This is a genomic window from Leucobacter sp. WKLB1, assembly GCF_059696215.1.
Window position 1 is genome coordinate 1,050,896 of sequence record NZ_AP046115.1, and the last position, 19,510, is coordinate 1,070,405.

18 protein-coding genes are annotated in these 19,510 nt (G+C 68.5%); 10 read left to right on the forward strand and 8 right to left on the reverse strand.

Features of this window, described 5'->3' with window-relative positions; all coding sequences use genetic code 11:
• The first annotated feature begins 20 nt into the window (after positions 1-20).
• From lysS to ACZF5Y_RS04850, 4 genes are all read left to right on the forward strand, one after another.
• Positions 21-1,568, forward strand: coding sequence for a lysine--tRNA ligase (lysS, locus tag ACZF5Y_RS04835; RefSeq protein ID WP_497534699.1), 1,548 nt, complete (start codon positions 21-23; stop codon positions 1,566-1,568).
• Positions 1,569-1,624: 56 nt separating this feature from the next.
• Positions 1,625-1,804, forward strand: a complete 180-nt coding sequence (locus ACZF5Y_RS04840) for a hypothetical protein (protein WP_053351821.1) — start codon at positions 1,625-1,627, stop codon at positions 1,802-1,804.
• Positions 1,805-1,870: 66 nt separating this feature from the next.
• Entirely contained in the window at positions 1,871-3,352 is a 1,482-nt protein-coding gene (gene cls, locus ACZF5Y_RS04845; protein ID WP_497534700.1) for a cardiolipin synthase, read from the forward strand.
• 86 nt (positions 3,353-3,438) lie between these two features.
• Positions 3,439-3,789 carry a YbjQ family protein gene (locus ACZF5Y_RS04850; RefSeq protein ID WP_497534701.1) on the forward strand — a complete coding sequence of 117 codons (351 nt, stop codon included), beginning with the start codon at positions 3,439-3,441 and terminating at the stop codon, positions 3,787-3,789.
• 18 nt (positions 3,790-3,807) lie between these two features.
• Here ACZF5Y_RS04850 and ACZF5Y_RS04855 read toward each other — a convergent pair whose 3' ends face one another.
• From ACZF5Y_RS04855 to ACZF5Y_RS04885, 7 genes are all read right to left on the reverse strand, one after another.
• Positions 3,808-4,413, reverse strand: a complete 606-nt coding sequence (locus tag ACZF5Y_RS04855) for a histidine phosphatase family protein (RefSeq protein ID WP_497534702.1) — start codon at positions 4,411-4,413, stop codon at positions 3,808-3,810.
• On the reverse strand, positions 4,410-5,573 hold the full coding sequence (locus tag ACZF5Y_RS04860; protein WP_497534703.1) for an ABC transporter ATP-binding protein: 1,164 nt from the start codon (positions 5,571-5,573) through the stop codon (positions 4,410-4,412). The genes ACZF5Y_RS04855 and ACZF5Y_RS04860 overlap by 4 nt, the downstream gene beginning before the upstream one ends.
• Positions 5,574-5,580: 7 nt before the next feature.
• Positions 5,581-7,272 (reverse strand): ABC transporter permease, encoded by a 1,692-nt coding sequence (locus ACZF5Y_RS04865; protein WP_497534704.1) that lies wholly within the window; start codon positions 7,270-7,272, stop codon positions 5,581-5,583.
• Complete coding sequence (locus tag ACZF5Y_RS04870) at positions 7,256-8,284, reverse strand: ABC transporter substrate-binding protein (protein ID WP_497534705.1); 1,029 nt, start codon at positions 8,282-8,284, stop codon at positions 7,256-7,258. Before ACZF5Y_RS04870 ends, ACZF5Y_RS04865 begins: the two co-directional genes overlap by 17 nt.
• On the reverse strand, positions 8,274-9,089 hold the full coding sequence (locus ACZF5Y_RS04875) for a metallophosphoesterase family protein (RefSeq protein ID WP_497534706.1): 816 nt from the start codon (positions 9,087-9,089) through the stop codon (positions 8,274-8,276). The genes ACZF5Y_RS04870 and ACZF5Y_RS04875 overlap by 11 nt, the downstream gene beginning before the upstream one ends.
• Entirely contained in the window at positions 9,086-9,805 is a 720-nt protein-coding gene (locus ACZF5Y_RS04880; RefSeq protein WP_497534707.1) for a tyrosine-protein phosphatase, read from the reverse strand. Before ACZF5Y_RS04880 ends, ACZF5Y_RS04875 begins: the two co-directional genes overlap by 4 nt.
• Positions 9,806-9,960: 155 nt before the next feature.
• Complete coding sequence (locus ACZF5Y_RS04885) at positions 9,961-10,845, reverse strand: MurR/RpiR family transcriptional regulator (RefSeq protein WP_497534708.1); 885 nt, start codon at positions 10,843-10,845, stop codon at positions 9,961-9,963.
• Between the two features lie 210 nt (positions 10,846-11,055).
• On the opposite strand from ACZF5Y_RS04885, the gene ACZF5Y_RS04890 reads away from it, so the two are divergent.
• The 4 genes from ACZF5Y_RS04890 to ACZF5Y_RS04905 all read left to right on the forward strand — a co-directional run bounded on the left by ACZF5Y_RS04890 (position 11,056) and on the right by ACZF5Y_RS04905 (position 15,133).
• Positions 11,056-13,581 carry an ATP-dependent Clp protease ATP-binding subunit gene (locus tag ACZF5Y_RS04890; protein WP_497534709.1) on the forward strand — a complete coding sequence of 842 codons (2,526 nt, stop codon included), beginning with the start codon at positions 11,056-11,058 and terminating at the stop codon, positions 13,579-13,581.
• 99 nt (positions 13,582-13,680) lie between these two features.
• On the forward strand, positions 13,681-14,199 hold the full coding sequence (locus tag ACZF5Y_RS04895; protein ID WP_497534710.1) for an amino-acid N-acetyltransferase: 519 nt from the start codon (positions 13,681-13,683) through the stop codon (positions 14,197-14,199).
• A gap of 26 nt (positions 14,200-14,225) precedes the next feature.
• Positions 14,226-14,864: a hypothetical protein gene (locus tag ACZF5Y_RS04900; RefSeq protein WP_497534711.1), complete on the forward strand. Its 639-nt coding sequence runs from the start codon at positions 14,226-14,228 to the stop codon at positions 14,862-14,864.
• 86 nt (positions 14,865-14,950) lie between these two features.
• On the forward strand, positions 14,951-15,133 hold the full coding sequence (locus ACZF5Y_RS04905; protein ID WP_156316552.1) for a hypothetical protein: 183 nt from the start codon (positions 14,951-14,953) through the stop codon (positions 15,131-15,133).
• 36 nt (positions 15,134-15,169) lie between these two features.
• Here the strand turns inward: ACZF5Y_RS04905 and ACZF5Y_RS04910 are convergent, their stop codons facing one another.
• Entirely contained in the window at positions 15,170-16,783 is a 1,614-nt protein-coding gene (locus ACZF5Y_RS04910) for a PucR family transcriptional regulator ligand-binding domain-containing protein (protein ID WP_497534712.1), read from the reverse strand.
• A 139-nt stretch (positions 16,784-16,922) separates the two neighbouring features.
• Between ACZF5Y_RS04910 and ACZF5Y_RS04915 the strand changes: the two genes are divergently transcribed.
• Positions 16,923-18,155, forward strand: a complete 1,233-nt coding sequence (locus ACZF5Y_RS04915) for a CaiB/BaiF CoA transferase family protein (RefSeq protein WP_497534713.1) — start codon at positions 16,923-16,925, stop codon at positions 18,153-18,155.
• A gap of 72 nt (positions 18,156-18,227) precedes the next feature.
• The gene (locus ACZF5Y_RS04920; RefSeq protein ID WP_497534714.1) at positions 18,228-19,391 is read left to right on the forward strand and encodes an acyl-CoA dehydrogenase family protein; all 1,164 of its coding nucleotides are present in this window, start codon (positions 18,228-18,230) and stop codon (positions 19,389-19,391) included.
• Positions 19,392-19,510 lie beyond the last annotated feature (119 nt).

The following is a 19,510-nucleotide window of genomic DNA, read 5'->3' on the forward strand; positions in this document are numbered from 1 at the left end:
ATCCGGAGGATCCCGCCACAATGAGCGATCAGACCGCAGCACCCGCAGATTCCGCCCCCGAGGCGAGCGCCGAAGAGATCTTCGAGCAGAAGCGGGTGCGACTCGAGAAGCGCGATCGGCTGAACGCCGACGCCGACCTCGCGGGCGGTGCCTACCCGGTGTCGCTGCCGGTCACCACGACGATTCCCGCCGTTCGAGCGACCTACGGCCATCTCGAAGATACTCCCGACACGGCCTCGGGCGAGACTGTGGGCATTGCGGGCCGCATCGTGTTCCAGCGCAACACGGGCAAGCTCTGCTTCGCGTCGTTGCAGGCCGGCGACGGCACGCGCATCCAGGCAATGGTGAGCCTTGCAGAGGTGGGCGAGGAGTCGCTCGCACGCTACAAGGAGCTCACCGACCTCGGCGATCACCTGTTCATCAGCGGCGAGGTCATCTCGAGCCGCCGCGGCGAGCTCTCGATCATGGTGCGCGAGTGGGCCATCGCGGCGAAGGCGATCGCGCCGCTCCCGAACATGTACGCGGAGCTGAACGAAGAGACGCGCATTCGCCAGCGCTACCTCGACCTCATCCAGCGCGAGCAGGCGCGCGTCAACGTGGTCACCCGCGCACGCACGATGGCGAGCCTGCGCCAGACGTTCGCCGAGCGCGACTTCATCGAGGTCGAAACCCCCATGCTGCAGACGATGCACGGCGGCGCCTCGGCCCGCCCGTTCGTGACGCAGTCGAACGCGTTCGATACCGAGCTCTACCTGCGCATCGCACCTGAGCTGTACCTCAAGCGCGCAGCCGTGGGCGGCCTGGAGCGCGTCTTCGAGATCAACCGCAACTTCCGCAACGAGGGCGCCGATTCGACCCACAGCCCCGAGTTCGCGATGCTCGAGGCGTACGAGGCGTACTCCGACTACAACGGCATCGCCGACTTGACGCAACTGCTCATCCAGAACGCGGCCCTGGCGGCCAACGCCGGCACGGAGCGCGAGGGCACGCACGTGGTGCAGTGGGCCGACCGCACGCTGTTCGATCTCGGCGGCGACTGGGATCGCATCTCGATGTACGGCACCCTCTCAGCAGCGGCCGGCCGCGAGATCACGCCCGACACCACCGTCGACGAGTTGCAGGCCATTGCCGACGCCGAGGCCGTCGAGGTGCACCTGCCGAACCACGGCAAGCTGGTCGAAGAGCTGTGGGAGCACTTCGTGAAGGGCGGCCTCGAGCGCCCGACGTTCGTCATGGACTTCCCGGTCGAGACGAGCCCGTTGACGCGTCACCACCGCTCGATTCCGGGCGTGGTCGAGAAGTGGGATCTGTACATTCGCGGGTTCGAACTCGCGACGGGCTATTCCGAGTTGGTCGACCCGGTGGTGCAGCGCGAGCGCTTCGTGCAGCAGGCCGCCGAGGGTGCGCGTGGCGATGTCGAAGCGATGCCCATCGACGAGGACTTCCTGCGCGCGCTCGAGCACGGCATGCCGCCGTCGGGCGGCATGGGCATGGGGATGGATCGTCTGCTCATGGCACTCACCGGGCTCGGGATCCGCGAGACCATCCTCTTCCCGATCGTCAAGTAGCGGAGGCGGGCCGCGCCCGGGATGTTCACGGGCAGGCCCGATACACTGGGTGCACTATGGACAACTGGTGGCTGAACGCGGTGTGGTCGCTCACGCCGACCGTGCTGATCGGGCTCTTCTTCTGGATGGTGCTGCGACTGATTCTCCGCGCCGATCGCACGGAGCGCCGCGTGTACCAGCAGCTCGAAGACGAGGAGCGCGCGAAAGCCGGTCTGCCGTCGCGTCGCGAATCCTGAGAAGTCGCTGATCCCCGGTACAGTGATGCATAGCGCACCCGCGCGCTGATTCACGAGGGGGGTCGCATGGACATCGACTGGTTGGGCGTCAACTGGCCGTATGTCTGGACCTGGATCGTACTGGTCGTCGACAATGTCATTCGCGTCGTCGCGGTGTTTGTCGTGCCGCGCAACCGCCGCCCAACGGCCGGCATGGCCTGGTTGATGGCGATCTTCGCTCTCCCGGTGCCGGGCCTGCTGCTCTTCCTCATCATCGGCAGCAAGCGGTTGCCACGCTCGCGCGAGCTGAAACAGGAGGCGATCAACCAGTTCGTGGCGCAGATCGCCGACGAAGAGGAAGCTGATCTCGTCACGCCGCACGAACGCCTCTTCCCCGGCCTCGACAGCGCCGTGAAGCTCGGACGGTCGCTCGGTGCGCAGCCGATGCTGCAGGGCAACTCTGCGAGCATTTGCATCGACTACGAAGAGTCGTTTGAGCGCATGGCCGAGGCGATTCGCACCGCCAAAGAATACGTGCACGTCGAGTTCTACATTCTCGTGCACGACTCGACTACCGAGCCGGTCTTTGCCGCGCTGCGCGAGGTCGCGGCCCGTGGCGTGAAGGTGCGCGTGCTGCTCGATCACATCTCGGCGGTGCGCAATCCGGGTGCCAAACGCACCCGCAAGAGCCTGACCGATCTCGGTGCTGAGTGGGCGTATATGCTTCCGGTGCGCCCGTGGCGCGGTGAGTACCAGCGACCCGATCTGCGCAACCACCGCAAGCTCATCGTCGTCGACGGCGAGATCGGGTTCATGGGGTCGCAGAACCTCGTCGACTCGAGCTACAACAAGCCGTCGAACCGCCGCCGCGGCCTGCACTGGAAAGACCTCATGGTGCGGGTCGAAGGCCCGATCGTGCTGGGCCTCGAAGCCGTATTCCAGGGCGACTGGTATCTCGAGACCGGCAACTACCTCACCGAGCTCACGGGGGAGGCGGTCACGGTCGATCAGCCGGGCGAACTCGATTGCCAGATCGTGCCGAGCGGGCCGGGGTACGCGGGCGAGAACAACCTGCAGGTGTTCGTCGCGCTGCTCTACACGGCGCAGCGCCGCATCAGCATCACCAGCCCGTACTTCGTGCCCGACGGCTCCATCATGAACGCTGTGCGTGCGGCGACGGCCCGCGGGGTCGAGGTCGAGCTCTTCGTCTCCGAGATCGGCGATCAGGCCGTGGTGTACCACGCCCAGCGCTCGTACTACGAGGAGCTGCTGCGGGCCGGCGTGCGCATCTGGATGTTCCGTCCGCCGTATATCTTGCACTCGAAGCACTTCACCATCGATGAAGAGGTCGCGGTCGTCGGCTCCTCGAACATGGATCAGCGATCCTTCGGCCTGAACATGGAGATCTCGATGGTGGTGCACGGACGCGGCTTCGTCGAAGATCTCGACGGGGTCAACGATTACTACCGCGAGAACTCCCGCGAACTGACGCTTGAGGAATGGGAGAAGCAGTCACTGCCCTCCCAGCTGCTCGACGGCATCGCTCGCCTGACCTCGGCGCTGCAGTAGGTCGATCGCTGCCGCGAGGTCTACGCTGAACTCGGCGGTCACGGCCGCCGAGTTCACACCGAATGAGGGGAATCATCGTGTTTGCAGTGACCACTAACGACGTCCCGGGGTACCGGATCACCCAGGTGCTCGGGGAGGTGATGGGTCTGACGGTGCGCTCGGCGAACTTCGGCCAGAACTTCACCGCCGGGTTCCGCGCGCTCGGTGGCGGCGAGATGCCCGAGTACACCAAGGTGATCTATGAATCGCGCTGGGAGGTCATGAACCGCATGTGGGCCGAGGCTCAGTCGCGCGGTGCGAATGCCGTGGTCGCCATGCGCTTCGACTCGGGGTCCATCGGCAACTTCACCGAGTTCTGCGCCTACGGCACCGCGGTCGTGATCGAGCCCATTGCGCCGCAGGCTCCGTCGAACCCGGCGCAGGTAGTGGGGCAGTAGTCGGGATCGGGCAGCGTCTTAAACCGCGTGCTGCATCGCGGGCGTGCCGAGGCGGTCGACCGAGATACGCGCGTCCGTCGCGCCGCCCTGATCGGCCTGCTCCGAGACGAGCCAGGCCTCGCCGTTCAAAATGCGGGGAGCTGGAGCTCCGCTGAGTTCGGTGAGCGCCGCACGAATGAGCGCACCGTGGGCGACGATGATCGCGCCGGGCGCCTCTCGCAGCGTCCTCGCGAACGCGCCGGCACCGCGCTGCGCGAGCGCGTCGAGGCCCTCCGCGTCGTCGACGTCGAGCCCCGGCCATCGCGCCGAGGCGTCGCTCACGAGGAGTCCCTCGGCCGAGCCGAAATCGCGTTCGGTGACGTCGTCGACGATCTCCGGCTGCGGCAGACCCAGCCGCGCAGCGATGATGCCTGCGGTGGTGCGCGCGCGATCGAGCGGGGAGGCGATCACGCGGGTCCAGGGCCCGGTGTCAGCCAGCAGTTCTGCGATCTCTCCCGCTTGCGCGCGGCCGCGCTCATTCAGGGGAATGTCGGTCTGCCCCTGAATGCGGCGTCCGATGTTCCAGTCGGTCTCGCCGTGGCGCACCACGACGATCGAGGCTGCGGGGCTTGCGGAATCGGTCATGTTCCCACGCTAGCCGGTTGCGTTCGCTCATGGGCTGTCGCGGGGCGTTCGGCTGCCGCATCGCCGGTCTGGGATGCTGCGTCGTGCGGCGGCGAGAACAGGGTGACGCGGTCGATCTCGATGCGCACCCGGGTTCCGGCGGTGCAGCGGACGCCGTTCGCGCGGGAGCGGAGGTGCAGATCGCCCCACGTGACGACCAGCTCGTCGCCCGAGCGGCCGAAGAGCGACGATGTCACGGTTGCGGGCCCCGAGGCATCGGCGATGACGCGCACGTGCTCGGGTTGCACCGCAATTTGGCACCGCCCCTCGCTCTGGCCCTCGGGGCGCCCGTGGGCAGCGGGGACCCCGTTCGCCACAACCCGGTCGACGGGAACGCGGATCGGAAGTCCGTCGGCGTGGAACCCGGAGCCGTCGAAGCGGCCGGGCAGCACGGTCGCGTCCGAGATGAATCGAGCGACGAACGGCGAGGCCGGGCGCTCGAGCAGGTCGGCGGGCGCGCCGACCTGCTGCACCCTGCCGCCGTCGAGCACGACCACCCGATCGGCCAGCGCCAGGGCCTCGCTCCGGTCGTGCGTGACGTGCAGTACGGTCAGGCCGAGTTCGCGGGTGAGGGCGCGGAGGTCGAGGCGCAGGCGATCCCGCAGCGGTTCGTTAAGTGCAGAGAGCGCTTCGTCGAGCAGGAGCACCCGCGGCCGTGCGATGATCGCTCGGGCGATGGCGACGCGCTGGCGCTGCCCGCCCGACAGGGTCGCGGGGTTGCGGCGTTCGGCGCCGGGGAGCCCCACGAGTTCGAGCGCTTCAGCCACGCGGCGGGTGCGCTCGGCGCGGGCGACTCCGGCGCGGCGCAGCGGGTAGGCGATGTTGCGGCCGACCTTCCAGTGCGGCCACACGGCGTGCTGCTGGAACACCATGCCGAGCCCGCGGCGTTCCGGTTCGACGCTGCGGCCGGGCTGCGATACGACGGTATCGCCGATGCGCACGGTTCCGGCAGTGGGCGCGACGAACCCGGCGACAGTGCGCAGCAGCGTGGTCTTGCCCGAACCCGACGGGCCCACGAGGGCGACGAACTCGCCGTCGCCGATCGCGAGGTCGACGTCGGCGAGGCCGAGGTGACCGCCGAGGTAGGCGAGGCTGACGGAGTCGAGAGTGACGGATGACACGGGAGTCCTAACGCTGGGAGCGGGCGGTGAGTCCGAGACCGGCCAGGCCGACCACCGCGACGATGAGTGAGAGCGCCGACGAGGCGTTGTACGCGCCCGCCTGCTGCAGGTTGAAGATGACGACGCCGAGCGTCTGGGATCCGGGTGAGAGCAGCAGTACGGAGAGCGTGAGTTCGCGCACCGCGGTGAGGGCGACGAGCGTCGCACCGGAGATCGCCGCGGGCACCGCCATGCGGCACGAGATGTCCCAGAGGGCCCGCAGGCGCGAGGCGCCCGAGATGCGCGCGGCCTCCTCGGCAGTCGTCGGCGTAGCCGAGAGCGGCGCGTGCACGGACTGCACGACGAGCGCGAGGAACGACGTGAGGTACGCGCACAGAATGAGCCAGGGCGTGTTGTACAGGCCGATGCGCGGCGCGATGACGAGCCAGGCGACGGCGATGACGAGGCCTGGGATCGCCTGCGGCAGCAGCGACAGGCCGAGCAGGGCCGCGTTGCCCCGAGCGCGGGTGCGGGTCACGAAGGTGCCGATCCCGAGCCCGATGATGCCGCAGCCCAGCGCGGCGAGCGTCGCCAGCGTGAGGGAGTTGCCGATGCCCTGCAGTGTGCCCGAAGCTGTCAGGGCGCGCTCGAAGCTCGCGAGCGTCACGGTTTCGGGGGTGAGTGGCACGCCGGGGGCCGGCAGCACCGATTGAATCGCGAGTGTGATGAGGGGGAGCACCGTGACCGACAGCACGGCAACCGCGGTGAGGATCGCCGCGGGTACTCGGGCCCGGCCCAGCGGCAGCAGCGCGGGCGCGCCGGCCTGGGCGTCGAGCTCGACGCGGGTGCGCGCTCGGAGCAGATCGACGACGACCCCGACGAGAGCGATCACGAGCAGCACGAAGCCGATGGCCGCGACGACCGCGAGCGGGTCTTCGACGGTGCCCGACTGCAGGTACCGGTAGACGAGGGTCGACAGGGTGACGTAGCGCTCGGGAAGCCCGATGATCGACGGGATGCCGAAGTCGGCCAGGTTCGACACCGCGATCAGGGTGAACGAGGAGAGCATGGCGGGTCGCAGCAGCGGGGTCGTGACTTCCCAGAGGGCGCGCGGCGCAGAGGATCCGGCGATGCGCGCCGCCTGCTCGAGGTCGGCGGGCACTCGCCGCAGTGCCGCGGTGACGATCATCATCGCGATCGGGTAGCTGTGCAGCGTGAGCAGGAAGATGACGCCGTCGCCGCCGTAGAGATTCCAGAGCGGGCCGCCGAAGTGCGTCGACCAGAACGTGTTGACCGTCGCGGAGGGCCCGAGCAGACTCAGCCAGGCGATTGCGCCGACGAACGGCGGCATCAGCATGGGGCTCAGCGCGATGAGCCGCAGTGCACGGCGGCCCGGCAGGTCGGTGCGTTCGAGCAGCAGTGCCAGCGCGGTGCCGACGATCACGGCGAGCGCCCCCGAGACGCCCGCGGAGACGAGTGAGTTGCCGGCGGCGGTGAGCACATCGGGATCGCCGAGCGCCGACCAGCCGCCGCCGCCGAGCGCCAGCACGACGATCGCGGTGATGGGGACGAGGATGAGGGCGGCGACGGCGCACCACAGGGCGAGTCGGGCGGCTGTGAATCCGTCGAACAGGTGTGCGCCGGAGCGCGGCCCGCGGGCCCGGCCGGAATCGACCGAGCCCGCGAAGCCACGCTCCAGGGTGCTACTGGAAGAGACCATTGAAGGTCTCGACGGCGTCGGCCTGCGAGGCGCGAATGGTCTCGAGGTCGGGGTTCAAGAAATCGATGTCGGCGATGGCCGGCGCACCCTCGGGGCTGTCGACGTCCTCGCGGATCGGCAGGTACGACTGTGACGCGGCGATCTCCTGGCCCTCCTGGCTGATGAGGAAGTCGACGAAGAGCTTTGACGCCTCGGCTTCATCCGTGTTCGCAAAGATGCCGACCGGCTGCGAGACGAAGGGCACTCCCTCGCTCGGGTAGACGGCCTCGATCGGCGATCCCGCAGCGGCGAGGTCGCGCACCAGCGAATCGACGACGATGCCGACCGGGCTGCTGCCGTCGGCCACGGCCTGCGAGACGGGGCCGTTGCTCTCGGCGATCAGCGGCTTGTTGGCGGCGAGGCCTTCGAGCCAGGTCTTGCCGAGCGACGCGTCGTCGAGCCAGACGGCGGCGTTGTAGGCCGCTGCGCCCGACACGTCAGGGTTCGGCATCGCGATCTTGCCGGCGTATTGCGCGTCGGTGAGGTCTTGCCATGAGGTCGGCGCATCGGTGATGACGGTGGTGTTCACCGCGATGACGGTAGGGATCAGGCGGGTGCCGACGTAGAAGTGCTCGGGGTCGACGAGGTCCTGCTGAATGGCCTCGGCCTCGGGCGATGCGTACTCGAGCAGCAGGTCGCGCTCGGCGTAGTCCTCGAACGTGCCGGCGTCGGCGGCGAGCAGCAGGTCGGCGCCGATCTCGCCGGCCTTCTCCTCCGTCGCGATGCGCGCGGTGAGATCACCGGTGCCCGCGCGGAACACGTCGACGGTGATCTCGGGGTGGTGCTCGTTGAATGCTGCGATGACCGCGTCGATCTTCTCCTGCGGCTCCGAGGTGTAGAGCGTAATGGTGGATGCTTCGGCGGCATCAGATGCGTCGGACCCTGCGGCGTCTGCCGAAGCGGCGCACCCGGTGAGTGCGAGGGCCGAGAGGGCGAATGCGGCGATGACGCCGGTGGTGCGGTTACGAGACATGAGTCGCTTTCTGTGCGGTGCTGCTGATGGGTTGGGTGAAGAGAGGTTCGGGGGAGGTCAGGGCGATGGTTGAGGCGCTGACCCCGTCGCTGGTGAGCTGCACGAGCGAGAACATGGGGGAGTCGTGGCCGGCGACCGCGTCCGGGCCCGCGTTCATCACCTGGTGGTAGGCGAGGGACGGGCCGACGAAGACGGGGATGGCCCGGATCGATGCGGAGAGGCTGTGGTGGTAATGACCGGCGAGGATCGCCCGCACGTCCGAGTCGACGAGCACGTCGAGCAGTGCGTCGGCGTTCGCGAGGCCCTGGCGGCGCAGGGTCGGCAGCGGTGATGCGATCGGGGCGTGGTGCAGGGCGACGATGGTGCCGCCCTCGGCGGGGGTCGCGAGCTCTTCGGCGAGCCATTCGAGCTGAGCCGCGTCGAGCGTACGGTGATGCGAGTCGAGCCTGATGATGCGGGTGCCGTCGACGTTGATGGCATCGAAGTGCCCGGCCTCGTTCCCGGGAAGGGTGCGGGCCGCGATCGGGTCGTCGTGGTTGCCCAGCACCGTCAGCACGGGAACGCCCAGGCGATCCTCCAATCGGCGGCACGCGGCCCCCACGTCGGCGTATGCCCCCGCATGCCCGCGCTCGATCAGATCGCCCGTGATCACGACCGCCTCCGGTGTGATGCCCGTCGCGAGTGCGTAGTCGCCCACGCGCTCGATGCGCCCGACCCCGTCGACCGCGTCGTAGAGCAGCCCGCTGTCGGTCGCGTGCACATCGCTCAGGTGCAGCACCGTGAAGCGGCCGGTGTCGCGGCTCATGCGGCGGCCTCCGCGTTGGGGCCGGTCGGGGCTGCGGTGCGGGATCGCGCCGCGCGCTGTTGCAAGGACGTCAGATGGCGCGACTCCGCGCCGTGCGCGAGCAGGTATGCCTGCACGCCGCCGAGAGAATCGATCAGGTCGAGTGTCGATTCGAGGGCCTCAGCCGGGCTGTCGAGGTGCAGGCGTTCGGCCGCGGCGCGATCCTCCGCGTTCAGCGCGAGCGCGTCGAGTTGCGCGGCGGCGATGGCCGCGCGCGCCGGGCGCACGGTCTCGCCGGAGCGTGCGTAGTCGGCGACCACTGCGCTTCGGGGGTCGCCCGCCGCCAGTCGCGCGAGCGCGATGACGAGGCCCGTGCGATCCTTGCCCGCCGTGCAGTGCACGAGGGCGACCCCGGGGTGCTCGGCGATCGCGACGACGGCGGCGACGAGGCGCGATGCGCGCTCGGTGACCAGCCCGGTGTAGATCGACTCGAGCGACCCCGAGGCTGGCGGAGCCTGGCCGTAGAGCGGTGCCGAGTGCACGGGAATCCCGTGCGACCGCGGCCCGTGCTCGTCCGTCTCGCGCAGGTCGACCACCAGATCGACTCCCAGATCGCGCAGCGCGCGCTCGCCGCCGGTCGTGAGGTCGTCGAGCGCCGCAGACCGTACGACCCAGGGTCGCTCTTCGGAGCCGATGCCCCGGGTGTTGTAGCTGTCGTCGAGCGAGATGACGTGCACTGCGAAGTTCCCCTGCCGGTTGCCGCCCGTTACATTGAGCGTGAAATGCGATTACATGAGCAGCATCTCGGGGTGGGGTGTCGCGTTCGTGAACAGTGGGGAGCCTGCGCGTGACGGTCGAGAGAACCTCGCGAGATACCCTGATCAGTGACGATTTACGCGGTGGTTTCGGCGAGGGCGTCAGCCACGACTTCGCGCATCTCGAGCCCGTCGGAGGGGTCGGTGCGACGGGCGACCTCGGCGACGAGGGCTTGCAGGAGCACGGAGTGGCCGAGCCGGCTGAAGAATGGATCGACCGTGTGCTCGGTGCCGACTGCGCCGGTGCAGAGCGCGACATCCGCCAGGTCGGCGAGGGGCGAGCGAGCGTAGCTGCCCACCGCGATGATGCGTGCACCGCGCCGGCGCGCCGCGCGCACCGTGGCGAGCGTGTGCGCGTTCGCACCCGAATGGCTCAGCGCAAGGCAGACGTCGTCGTCGGTCACGCTGTGCGCGGCGAACTGCTGCGCAAGGATGTCGAGCGGTGCCTCGACCGGTCGCCCAACTGTCGAGAACCGCATCGCCGCATCTTGGAGCGGCGGTGCCGAGAATCCGTTCGCCGTGCACACGACCCGGCGGGCGCCGGCGAGCGCGTCCGCCGCGCGGGTGAGCGCCACGCGGTCGACGGTCTGCTGGCCGACAAGCAGCGCGACCCGGGCGCTCTCGAACACGCGATCGACGGCGTCGCCTGCGGGAGCCTCGTGCGACGCGGCCGGTGCGGACTCCCGGGCGAGCTCGAGGCGGACATGCTGGAACCCGCGAAACCCGAGTCTCTGGCAGGCCCGGATCACCGTCGCGGTCGACGTGCCGGCGGCGACCGCGAGCTCCTGCGTCGACCACTGCGGTACCTCCGCCGCTCGCTCCAGCAGCACGCGCGCGACAGCCCCCTCGCTCGGGCCGAGGCCGCCGGCGAGCGCGCGGATCACCGCGAGCGCGGACCCCGACGGGGGAGCGGCCGCGGTGCTGGCGTCGTCGAAGCGTGCGTCGAGATCCGGTGCGGGCATGCGAACACGGTAGGCGGAGCCGGTGAACGCGAGGTGACCGAAGCGTGGCGAATCGGCGGCGGCCGTCGGCACGCCGTCACCGGCCGGGCAACGGCGCGACGCTGCGTGTCACGCCTGCGGCGAACACGGCCCCGCGATCCCGCATCACCACGTAGCCTGTTCACATCGGCGGCGCCACTCCCGTGCTATGGCGTCGCAAGGAGGTAGGAGATGTTCGAGAGATTCACTGATCGTGCTCGCCGGGTCGTGGTGCTCGCCCAGGAAGAGGCGAAGATGCTCAACCACAACTACATCGGCACCGAGCACATTCTGCTCGGCCTCATCCACGAGGGTGAGGGCGTGGCGGCCAAGGCGCTCGAGCAGCTCGAGATCTCGCTCGACGCCGTGCGTGCGCAGGTGACCGACATCATCGGCACCGGGCAGCAGCCGCCGGCCGGCCACATCCCCTTCACGCCGCGCGCGAAGAAGGTGCTCGAGCTGAGCCTGCGCGAGGCGCTGCAGCTCGGCCACAACTACATCGGCACCGAGCACATCCTGCTCGGCCTGATCCGCGAGGGCGAGGGCGTCGCCGCCCAGGTGCTCGTGAAGCTCGGCGCCGACCTCAATCGCGTGCGCCAGACCGTGATCCAGCTGCTCTCCGGCTACCAGGCCGGCAAAGAGAGCGCAACCGTCGGTGCGCCCGAGACGGGTGGCGAGTCCAAGGGCTCGCAGGTGCTCGACCAGTTCGGTCGCAACCTGACCCAGGCCGCGCGCGAGGGCAAGCTCGACCCGGTCATCGGTCGCGAGAAAGAGGTCGAGCGGGTCATGCAGATCCTCTCGCGCCGCTCGAAGAACAACCCGGTGCTGATCGGCGAGCCCGGCGTCGGCAAGACCGCCGTCGTCGAGGGCCTCGCACAGGCGATCATCAAGGGCGAGGTGCCCGAGACGCTGAAAGACAAGCAGGTCTACGTGCTCGACCTCGGCTCGATGATCGCGGGCAGCCGGTACCGCGGCGACTTCGAGGAGCGCCTGAAGAAGGTCACCAAGGAGATCCGCAACCGCGGCGACATCATCATCTTCATCGACGAGATCCACACGCTCGTCGGCGCGGGTGCGGCCGAGGGTGCGATCGACGCAGCGAACATCCTGAAGCCGATGCTCGCACGCGGTGAGCTGCAGACCATCGGCGCCACCACGCTCGACGAGTACCGCAAGCACTTCGAGAAAGACGCGGCACTCGAGCGCCGCTTCCAGTCGATCCAGGTCGCCGAGCCGTCGCTGCCGCACTCGATCAACATTCTCAAGGGGCTGCGCGATCGCTACGAGGCGCACCACAAGGTCTCCATCACCGACGGCGCCATCGTTGCCGCGGTGAACCTGGCCGACCGCTACGTGCAAGACCGCTTCCTGCCCGACAAGGCGATCGACCTGATCGACGAGGCCGGTGCACGCCTGCGCCTCTCGATTCTGTCGAGCCCGCCCGAGCTGCGCGAGTTCGACGAGAAGATCGCCGTCGTGCGCGCCGAGAAGGAGCAGGCGATCGAGGGCCAAGACTTCGAAGCCGCCGCGAACAAGCGCGACGAAGAGAAGAAGCTGATCGCCGAGCGTCTGCGCCTTGAGAAGCAGTGGCGCTCGGGCGACGTCGCGACGAAGGCCGAGGTCGACGAGGGGCTGATCGCCGAGGTGCTCGCGCAGGCCACCGGCATCCCCGTCTTCAAGCTGACGGAAGAGGAGACCTCGCGTCTTCGCTTCATGGAGGAGGCGCTGCACCAGCGCGTCATCGGTCAGAACGAGGCCATCTCGGCGCTCGCCAAGACCATCCGTCGTCAGCGCGCGGGCCTCAAGGACCCGAAGCGCCCCTCGGGCTCGTTCATCTTCGCCGGCCCGACCGGCGTCGGCAAGACGGAGCTCGCCAAGGCGCTCGCGGAGTTCCTGTTCGACGACGAAGACGCACTGATCTCGCTCGACATGTCGGAGTACGGCGAGAAGCACACCGTATCGCGCCTGTTCGGTGCGCCTCCCGGGTTCGTCGGCTTCGAAGAGGGCGGCCAGCTCACGGAGAAGGTGCGTCGCAAGCCGTTCTCCGTCGTGCTCTTCGACGAAATCGAGAAGGCTCACCCCGACATCTTCAACTCGCTGCTGCAGATCCTTGAAGAGGGGCGCCTGACCGATGGTCAGGGCCGCGTCATCGACTTCAAGAACACGGTCATCATCATGACCACGAACCTCGGTTCGACGGCCATCGCCGGCGGCCCCGTGGGCTTCCAGCTCGAGGGCGACTCGTCGGTGGGCTACGACATGATGAAGGGCAAGGTGAACGAGGAGCTGAAGAAGCACTTCAAGCCCGAGTTCCTGAACCGTGTCGACGACACGATCGTGTTCCCGCAGCTCACCAAGCCGGAGCTGCTGCAGATCGTCGACCTCTTCGTGAAGCAGCTGAAAGATCGTCTGCTCGATCGCGACATGCACATCGAGATCTCGCAGCCGGCCCGCGAGCGCCTCGCCGACGTCGGGTACGACCCCACGCTGGGTGCGCGTCCGCTGCGTCGCGCGATGCAGCGCGAGATCGAGGATCGACTGTCCGAGCGCATCCTGAGCGCCGAGCTGCTGGCCGGCGATCTGGTGAAGGTCGACTTCGTGGACGGTCAGTTCACGTTCGAGACCGAGGCTCGCGCCGACCGCGACCCGAGCGCTGCCTCGGCATCGTCGGCGGCTGCCGTCGCTTCGACGGCCGCGACGCCCGGCACCACCGAGTAGTTCGTTCGTATGACGAGGCCCCCGCTGCACCGCAGCGGGGGCCTCGTGCGATTTCGTGGCGCGATCGATGTGCGTGGCGCACCCACCTAGACTGGAGGGATGACAACAGCTCCTCAGATCAGCATCCGGAGTGCGCGCACTGGAGACGTGCCGCACATGGTCGCACTGATGGAGCCCCTCGTTGCCCGACGTATTCTGCTCGGCAAAGACCTGGTCGATCTGTACGCGGCCGTGCCCGAGTTCCTCGTGGCGGTCGATGAGACCGACGCCGTTGTCGGCTACGGTGCCGTGCACGTGATGTGGGATCAGCTCGGCGAGGTGCGCACGCTCGGAGTCTCCGAGCAACTGCTCGGCTCGGGCGTCGGCCACCGCCTGCTCACCGCCCTTGAAGCCCGCGCCCGAGATCTCGGCCTCGCGCAGCTGTTCTGTCTCACCTTCGAGGTCGACTTCTTCACGAAGCACGGCTTTTCGCAGGTGGGCGAAGACACAGAGCTCGTGGCGGGCGAGGTCTACGCTGAGCTGCTGCGTTCGAGCGATGAGGGCGTCGCCGAGTTCCTGGATCTTGCCCGTGTGAAGCCGAACACCCTCGGCAACACGCGCATGCTCAAGCACCTCTGACCCTCCGCTGCGGATACGCTGGCGCCATGTCGACCCCCCGAGAGCCCGGCGAAAGCGCGCCGCAGACCCCTGACCGCCGGGTGTTCATTCGCCGACGCCTCATCGTGCTGGCCGTGTTGCTCGCGATCGTCGCGGTGATCGTGCTGATCATCGTGCGGCCCGGGTCGACGGGAGGCGCGCAGGATGCGAGCCAGGTCTCGGTGCCCAAAGATTTGGCGGGCGCTGACGCCCCCGATGACGACGAGACCGATGACGGCGACGTGGCCGTGTGTGCGACCGGGCAGCTCGCGGTCACCCCGAAGACCGATAAGGGCGACTACGCCGCAGGGGAGGAGCCGCAGCTCTCGCTGACGGTGGAGAACACCGGCGAAGCTGCCTGTTCGGCCGACCTGGGCAGCGCAGAGCTGCAGTTTGTCGTGGCGAGCGGGGCTGACGAGGTCTGGCGATCCGCCGACTGCCAGAAGAACCCCGAGCACCTCGCGGTGATCCTCGATCCGGGCAAAGCGATCGAGAGCGAGGCGATCGCCTGGGATCGCACGCGCTCGAGCACCGAAACCTGCGATATCACCCGCGACGCGGTGTCAGCGGAGGGAGCGTCGTACCACCTGCGTGCGGCTGCCGGGGGTGTGCAGGGCACCGGAACCGCACAGTTCCTGCTGTACTGATCAGCGGGACACGCCCGGGAAACCCGAGGCGCGTCGCCGTACCGCAAATAGGTGCCACTTTCAGCTTCGCGGGAGTACTGTGAGGCATGACCAGAAATCATGTACCCAGCAACGGGCTCAAGGTGGAGATCACCGAGGGCACGAATGAAGCCGTCGCGGTCGACGAACTCATCGACGACCTGCTCCATGGAGACATGCGTGGCGTATTGCATGCTCTGCACGAGCCCCACCCCGAGGCACCCGCCGTGCCCGAGGCCCCTGCCGTCTAACTCGTCTGACCTGGATCGTTCGCGGGGTGAGCGCCGCTACCCCGCGGACGCATCTTCGACGCGGAGCGCGAACCAGAGTTCCGCGCGATCGTCGGGGTCGCCGAGCGACCGGCCAGTGATCCGTTCGATGCGCGCGATGCGGTCGCGCAGCGTGTTGCGGTGAATACCCAGCGCGGCGGACGCGGGCCCGCGTTGGCCGTCTGAGGCGAACACGGCATAGAGCGTTTCGCGAAGCGCCACCCGATCGATCTCGCTGACCTCGTCGGTCGATTGATGATCCGGCGCATTCGAGGGTCGCCGCGAGAGCGTTCGGAGCACGGCGGCCGTCAGACTGCGGTGCGCAGCATCGACGCCGCCCGTGGCAGACGGGTCGTGCAGTTCGAGCATGAGGTCGAGCAGTGGGGTATCGCGATCGGCCCAGAGCGCCACGGGAACGCGGGGGGATTCGTACAGCGGTGCTGTGGGAGAGAGCGCCCCCAGTCGGGCCGCGGCCGAGCGCCGACTCAGTGATGCCGCGCTCGCATCCGCGCCTCGTCCCACCACTGCGTCTAAGTTGTGGGCGGCGGCGCGCTCCAACGCGACTCGAATGCCGGCCTGGTCGTCGACGACGATCTGCCAGGCGCGCGCGACTCCGGCCGCCGGAGCATCGGCCGTATCACGTGCGATCAGCCGATCGATGCCTGATCGTGCGGATCGGTGCCACTGCGCAACGTCTTCAGCGGCCCCCTGCACCACCACCACTCGAATGCGCTCGGGGGTCGGGAGTTCGGGGGAGAGCACGGTGAGCATCGGATCGAGCGGGCGCCCCCGCAGCGCCGCATCTGCCGCGCGCTCCCAGCGCTCGCGCTCGCGCTCGGCATCCGCGCGATCGCTACTCAGCGCCAGCCCGAGTACCATCGCGCCGGCGGCGACGATCGATCGCCCCTCGGGCGATAACGCCGCACCCCCGGCGAGCGCGAGCCGGTGCCCGCCGGAGGCGTCGAGGTCGATCAGCTCGACGTCGCCCGCGGAGATATGGCCCGCAGAAACGCTGTCGGCGGCAATGCTGCCCGCCGCCGCATTGCCAGTGCGCCGCCCCGCGCGTGCGGGATCCAGTGCGGCAGCGAAACCGGCGGTGCTGGCCAACGTCGCCCCGTCGGAGGTCAGTACCGCGAAGTGCTTGCCCGTCGACTGGGCGAGTCGCGCCAGCACCTGTGCGGGTTCCTGCTCGCTGCGGGCGCCCTCGAGCAACTGCCGCTGGGTCTGCAGTGCGTCGCGTGCCGCTGCGAGCTCATCTGCACGCAGCAGGCCGGCAAGCGCCTTGCTGACCGCGATGAACGGCACAGGCAATGGCACCTCGAACAGCGCGACCCGGTACGCACTTGCTGCCCGCACGAGCGCTGCCGGAACGGCGTCGTGCGCGATACCCACACCGAACCCGATTCCGGCGATCCGGGCGCGGCTGAGGCCAGCGACAAAATCGCGCCACCGAGGATCAGCGGCACCCAGCGCGAGGCCCGTCGTGAGAATAATCTCGCCGCCTTCAAGATAGGCGCCCAGATCGAGCAGTTCCGTGTTCGAGACCCACGAGATCTCCGGATCCCCGGCACCCGCCTGCACAAGTCGAAGCCCGAGGTCGGGGAGGGCGAGCAGCTGGGAGAGTGCAACCATGATGCGATTCTTGCACAGTCCATCAATCAGCAAGTGGGCAGTCTCGCGCGTCAGGTGTCCAGCTCCGGCACCTACACTGGCCAGAGAAGCACCGCGCCGGCCGTCGAGTTCGGCCGCGATCGATGACGAGGAGTTTCCGATGACCGGCCTGCCGCAGCACCCCGCCGAGCCGCAGCTCTCTGCGCCCGCCAGTCAGCCGGTGGGCGGCGCATTGCGGGGCATCCGCGTCGCCGACTTCTCGCGTGTGCTCGCAGGCCCGCACGCCACGATGATTCTCGCCGACCTCGGCGCCGACGTCATCAAGATCGAGAGCCCTGAGGGAGACGGCACGCGCCAGTGGCGCCCCCCGGTGAACGCGGTCGGTCAGAGCACCTACTTCGCGGGCGTCAACCGCGGTAAGCGTTCCGTCGTATGTGACCTGCGTGACCCAGCGGGCCTCGCCCGCGCCCGCGAACTGGCACTGAGTGCTGACGTCGTCATCGAGAACTTCAAGCCGGGCACGATGGAGAAGTTCGGCCTGGGGTACGCCGAGCTCGCCGCTGCCAACCCCGGTCTCGTCTACTGTTCGATCTCGGGCTTCGGTGACACTGCCGGACGCGACCTTCCCGGTTACGATCTGCTCGTGCAGGCAGTCGGCGGTCTCATGAGCATCACGGGTCAGGCCGACGCAGACGGCGGCGAACCCACAAAGGTCGGCGTCGCGCTCGTTGACATCCTCACCGGCCTCAATTCCGTGATTGGCATTCAAGCCGCACTGCGTGCACGCGACGATGCGGGATCACCCATCGCCGGTCAGGGGCAGCACGTCAAAGTGACGCTCCTCGGGTCGCTGCTCTCGGCACTCGCCAATCAGGCCTCGTCGACGCTCGAAACCGGGGTGGCCCCCGAGCGCATGGGGAACGCACACCCGTCGATCGCCCCGTATGAGACCTTCCGCGCTGCCGACCAGTCGATCGCGCTCGCGGTAGGCACTGACGGGCAGTTCGCCCGACTCTGCGCGGTGCTCGGCATCGACGAACTCGCGAACGACGAGCGATTCGCGACGAACCCGCAGCGGGTCGCCCATCGGGTGGAGCTGAGGGCGGCGATCGAGCGTGCACTCGCCAAGCGATCCGCCGCCGAATGGATCGACGCCTGCACCGCGGCGAACATCCCCGCAGGGCGCGTGAACTCCATCGCGCAGGCGCTCGAGCTCGCCGGCGAACTCGGACTCGATCCGGTCGCCGAAACCGCAGCGCACGCCGAAGACGGCACGATGCAGACGCTGCGCTCCGTGGCGACCCCGATCTCGTTCTCCGAGACCCCCGCGCAGTACCAGGTTCCGCCGCCCGGCATCGGCGAGCATCAAGACGCTGCCTGGCTGCCGCGCTGAGTCTCACCCGCTGATTCCGCGTCAGCCCCACCTGCACATCTTCCGCATCACCCGCACCACTCGAGGAGCATCATGACCACCACCATCGACCAGCTGTTCGACGTCGCCGACTTCGTCACCGAAGAAGAACGCGAGTGGCAGCTGAAAGCGCGCGAATTCGCACAGACGCGCATCCAGCCGATCATTGACCAGGCGTTCGAAGACCGGCGCCTCCCGGTTGAGCTGCTGCCCGAGGTCGGCGAGTTCGGGGCGTTCGGCATGTACCTCGACGGATACGGGCTGAAGGGTGCCTCATCGGTGGCATACGGCCTGGTCGCCATGGAATTCGAAGCCGTCGACTCAGGATTCCGTACCGCGCTGTCGGTGCAGGGCTCGCTTGCGATGGGCGCGATCTACAAGTTCGGCTCCGAGGAGCAGAAGCAGCGCTGGTTGCCTCCGATGGGGCGCGGCGAAGCGATCGGGTTCTTCGGGCTCACCGAGCCGCAGGGCGGGTCGGATCCCAACACCATGCTCACCACCGCGCGCCGCGAGGGCGACACGTGGGTGCTCAACGGCAAGAAGCGTTGGATCGGCCTCGCGACGGTCGCAACGCTCGGCGTGATCTGGGCCAAAGACGAGGAGGGGATCGTGCGCGGGTTCATCGTGCCGACCGACACCCCCGGGTTCCAGGCCACTGCCATCGAGAACAAGTTGTCGATGCGCGCGTCGCTGCAGACCGAGATCGTGCTCGACGACGTTCGCCTGCCTGCGGATGCGATCCTGCCCGGATCGAAGGGACTGTCGTCGCCGTTCAAGTGCCTGAACGAGGCGCGGTACGGCATCGCCTGGGGCGTCATGGGGGCTGCGCGCTCGTGCCTCGAGGTCGCGGTCGAGCGTTCGCAGACCCGCGAGGTGTTCGGCGCGCCGATCGGCGGCAAGCAGATCATCCAGGCGAAGCTCGCCGACATGTTCCTCGAATACCAGAAGGGGCTGCTGCTCGCGCTGCACCTCGGTCGGTTGAAGGACGCCGGCACCCTCACCTACGGGCAGATCTCGGTCGGCAAGCTCAACAACGTGCGCGAGGCGATCAAGATCGCCGGCACCGCGCGCTCCATTCTGGGGGGCGACGGCATCACCTCAGATTTCCCGGTGATGCGCCACATGGCGAACCTCGAGTCTGTGCGCACCTACGAGGGCACGGACGAGGTGCATCAGCTCGTGATCGGGCGCGAGCTCACCGGTATCGCCGCGTTCTAGACGGTCTGCTGGGCGTGGGCGGGTGCCGCTACCGCCCTCGCCCTCCGCTCCCCGCGCGCTCAGCGGAAGATCCGCACTCAGAGGAACCGATTCGCCGGCTGTCGTTCCTCTGGGCGCAG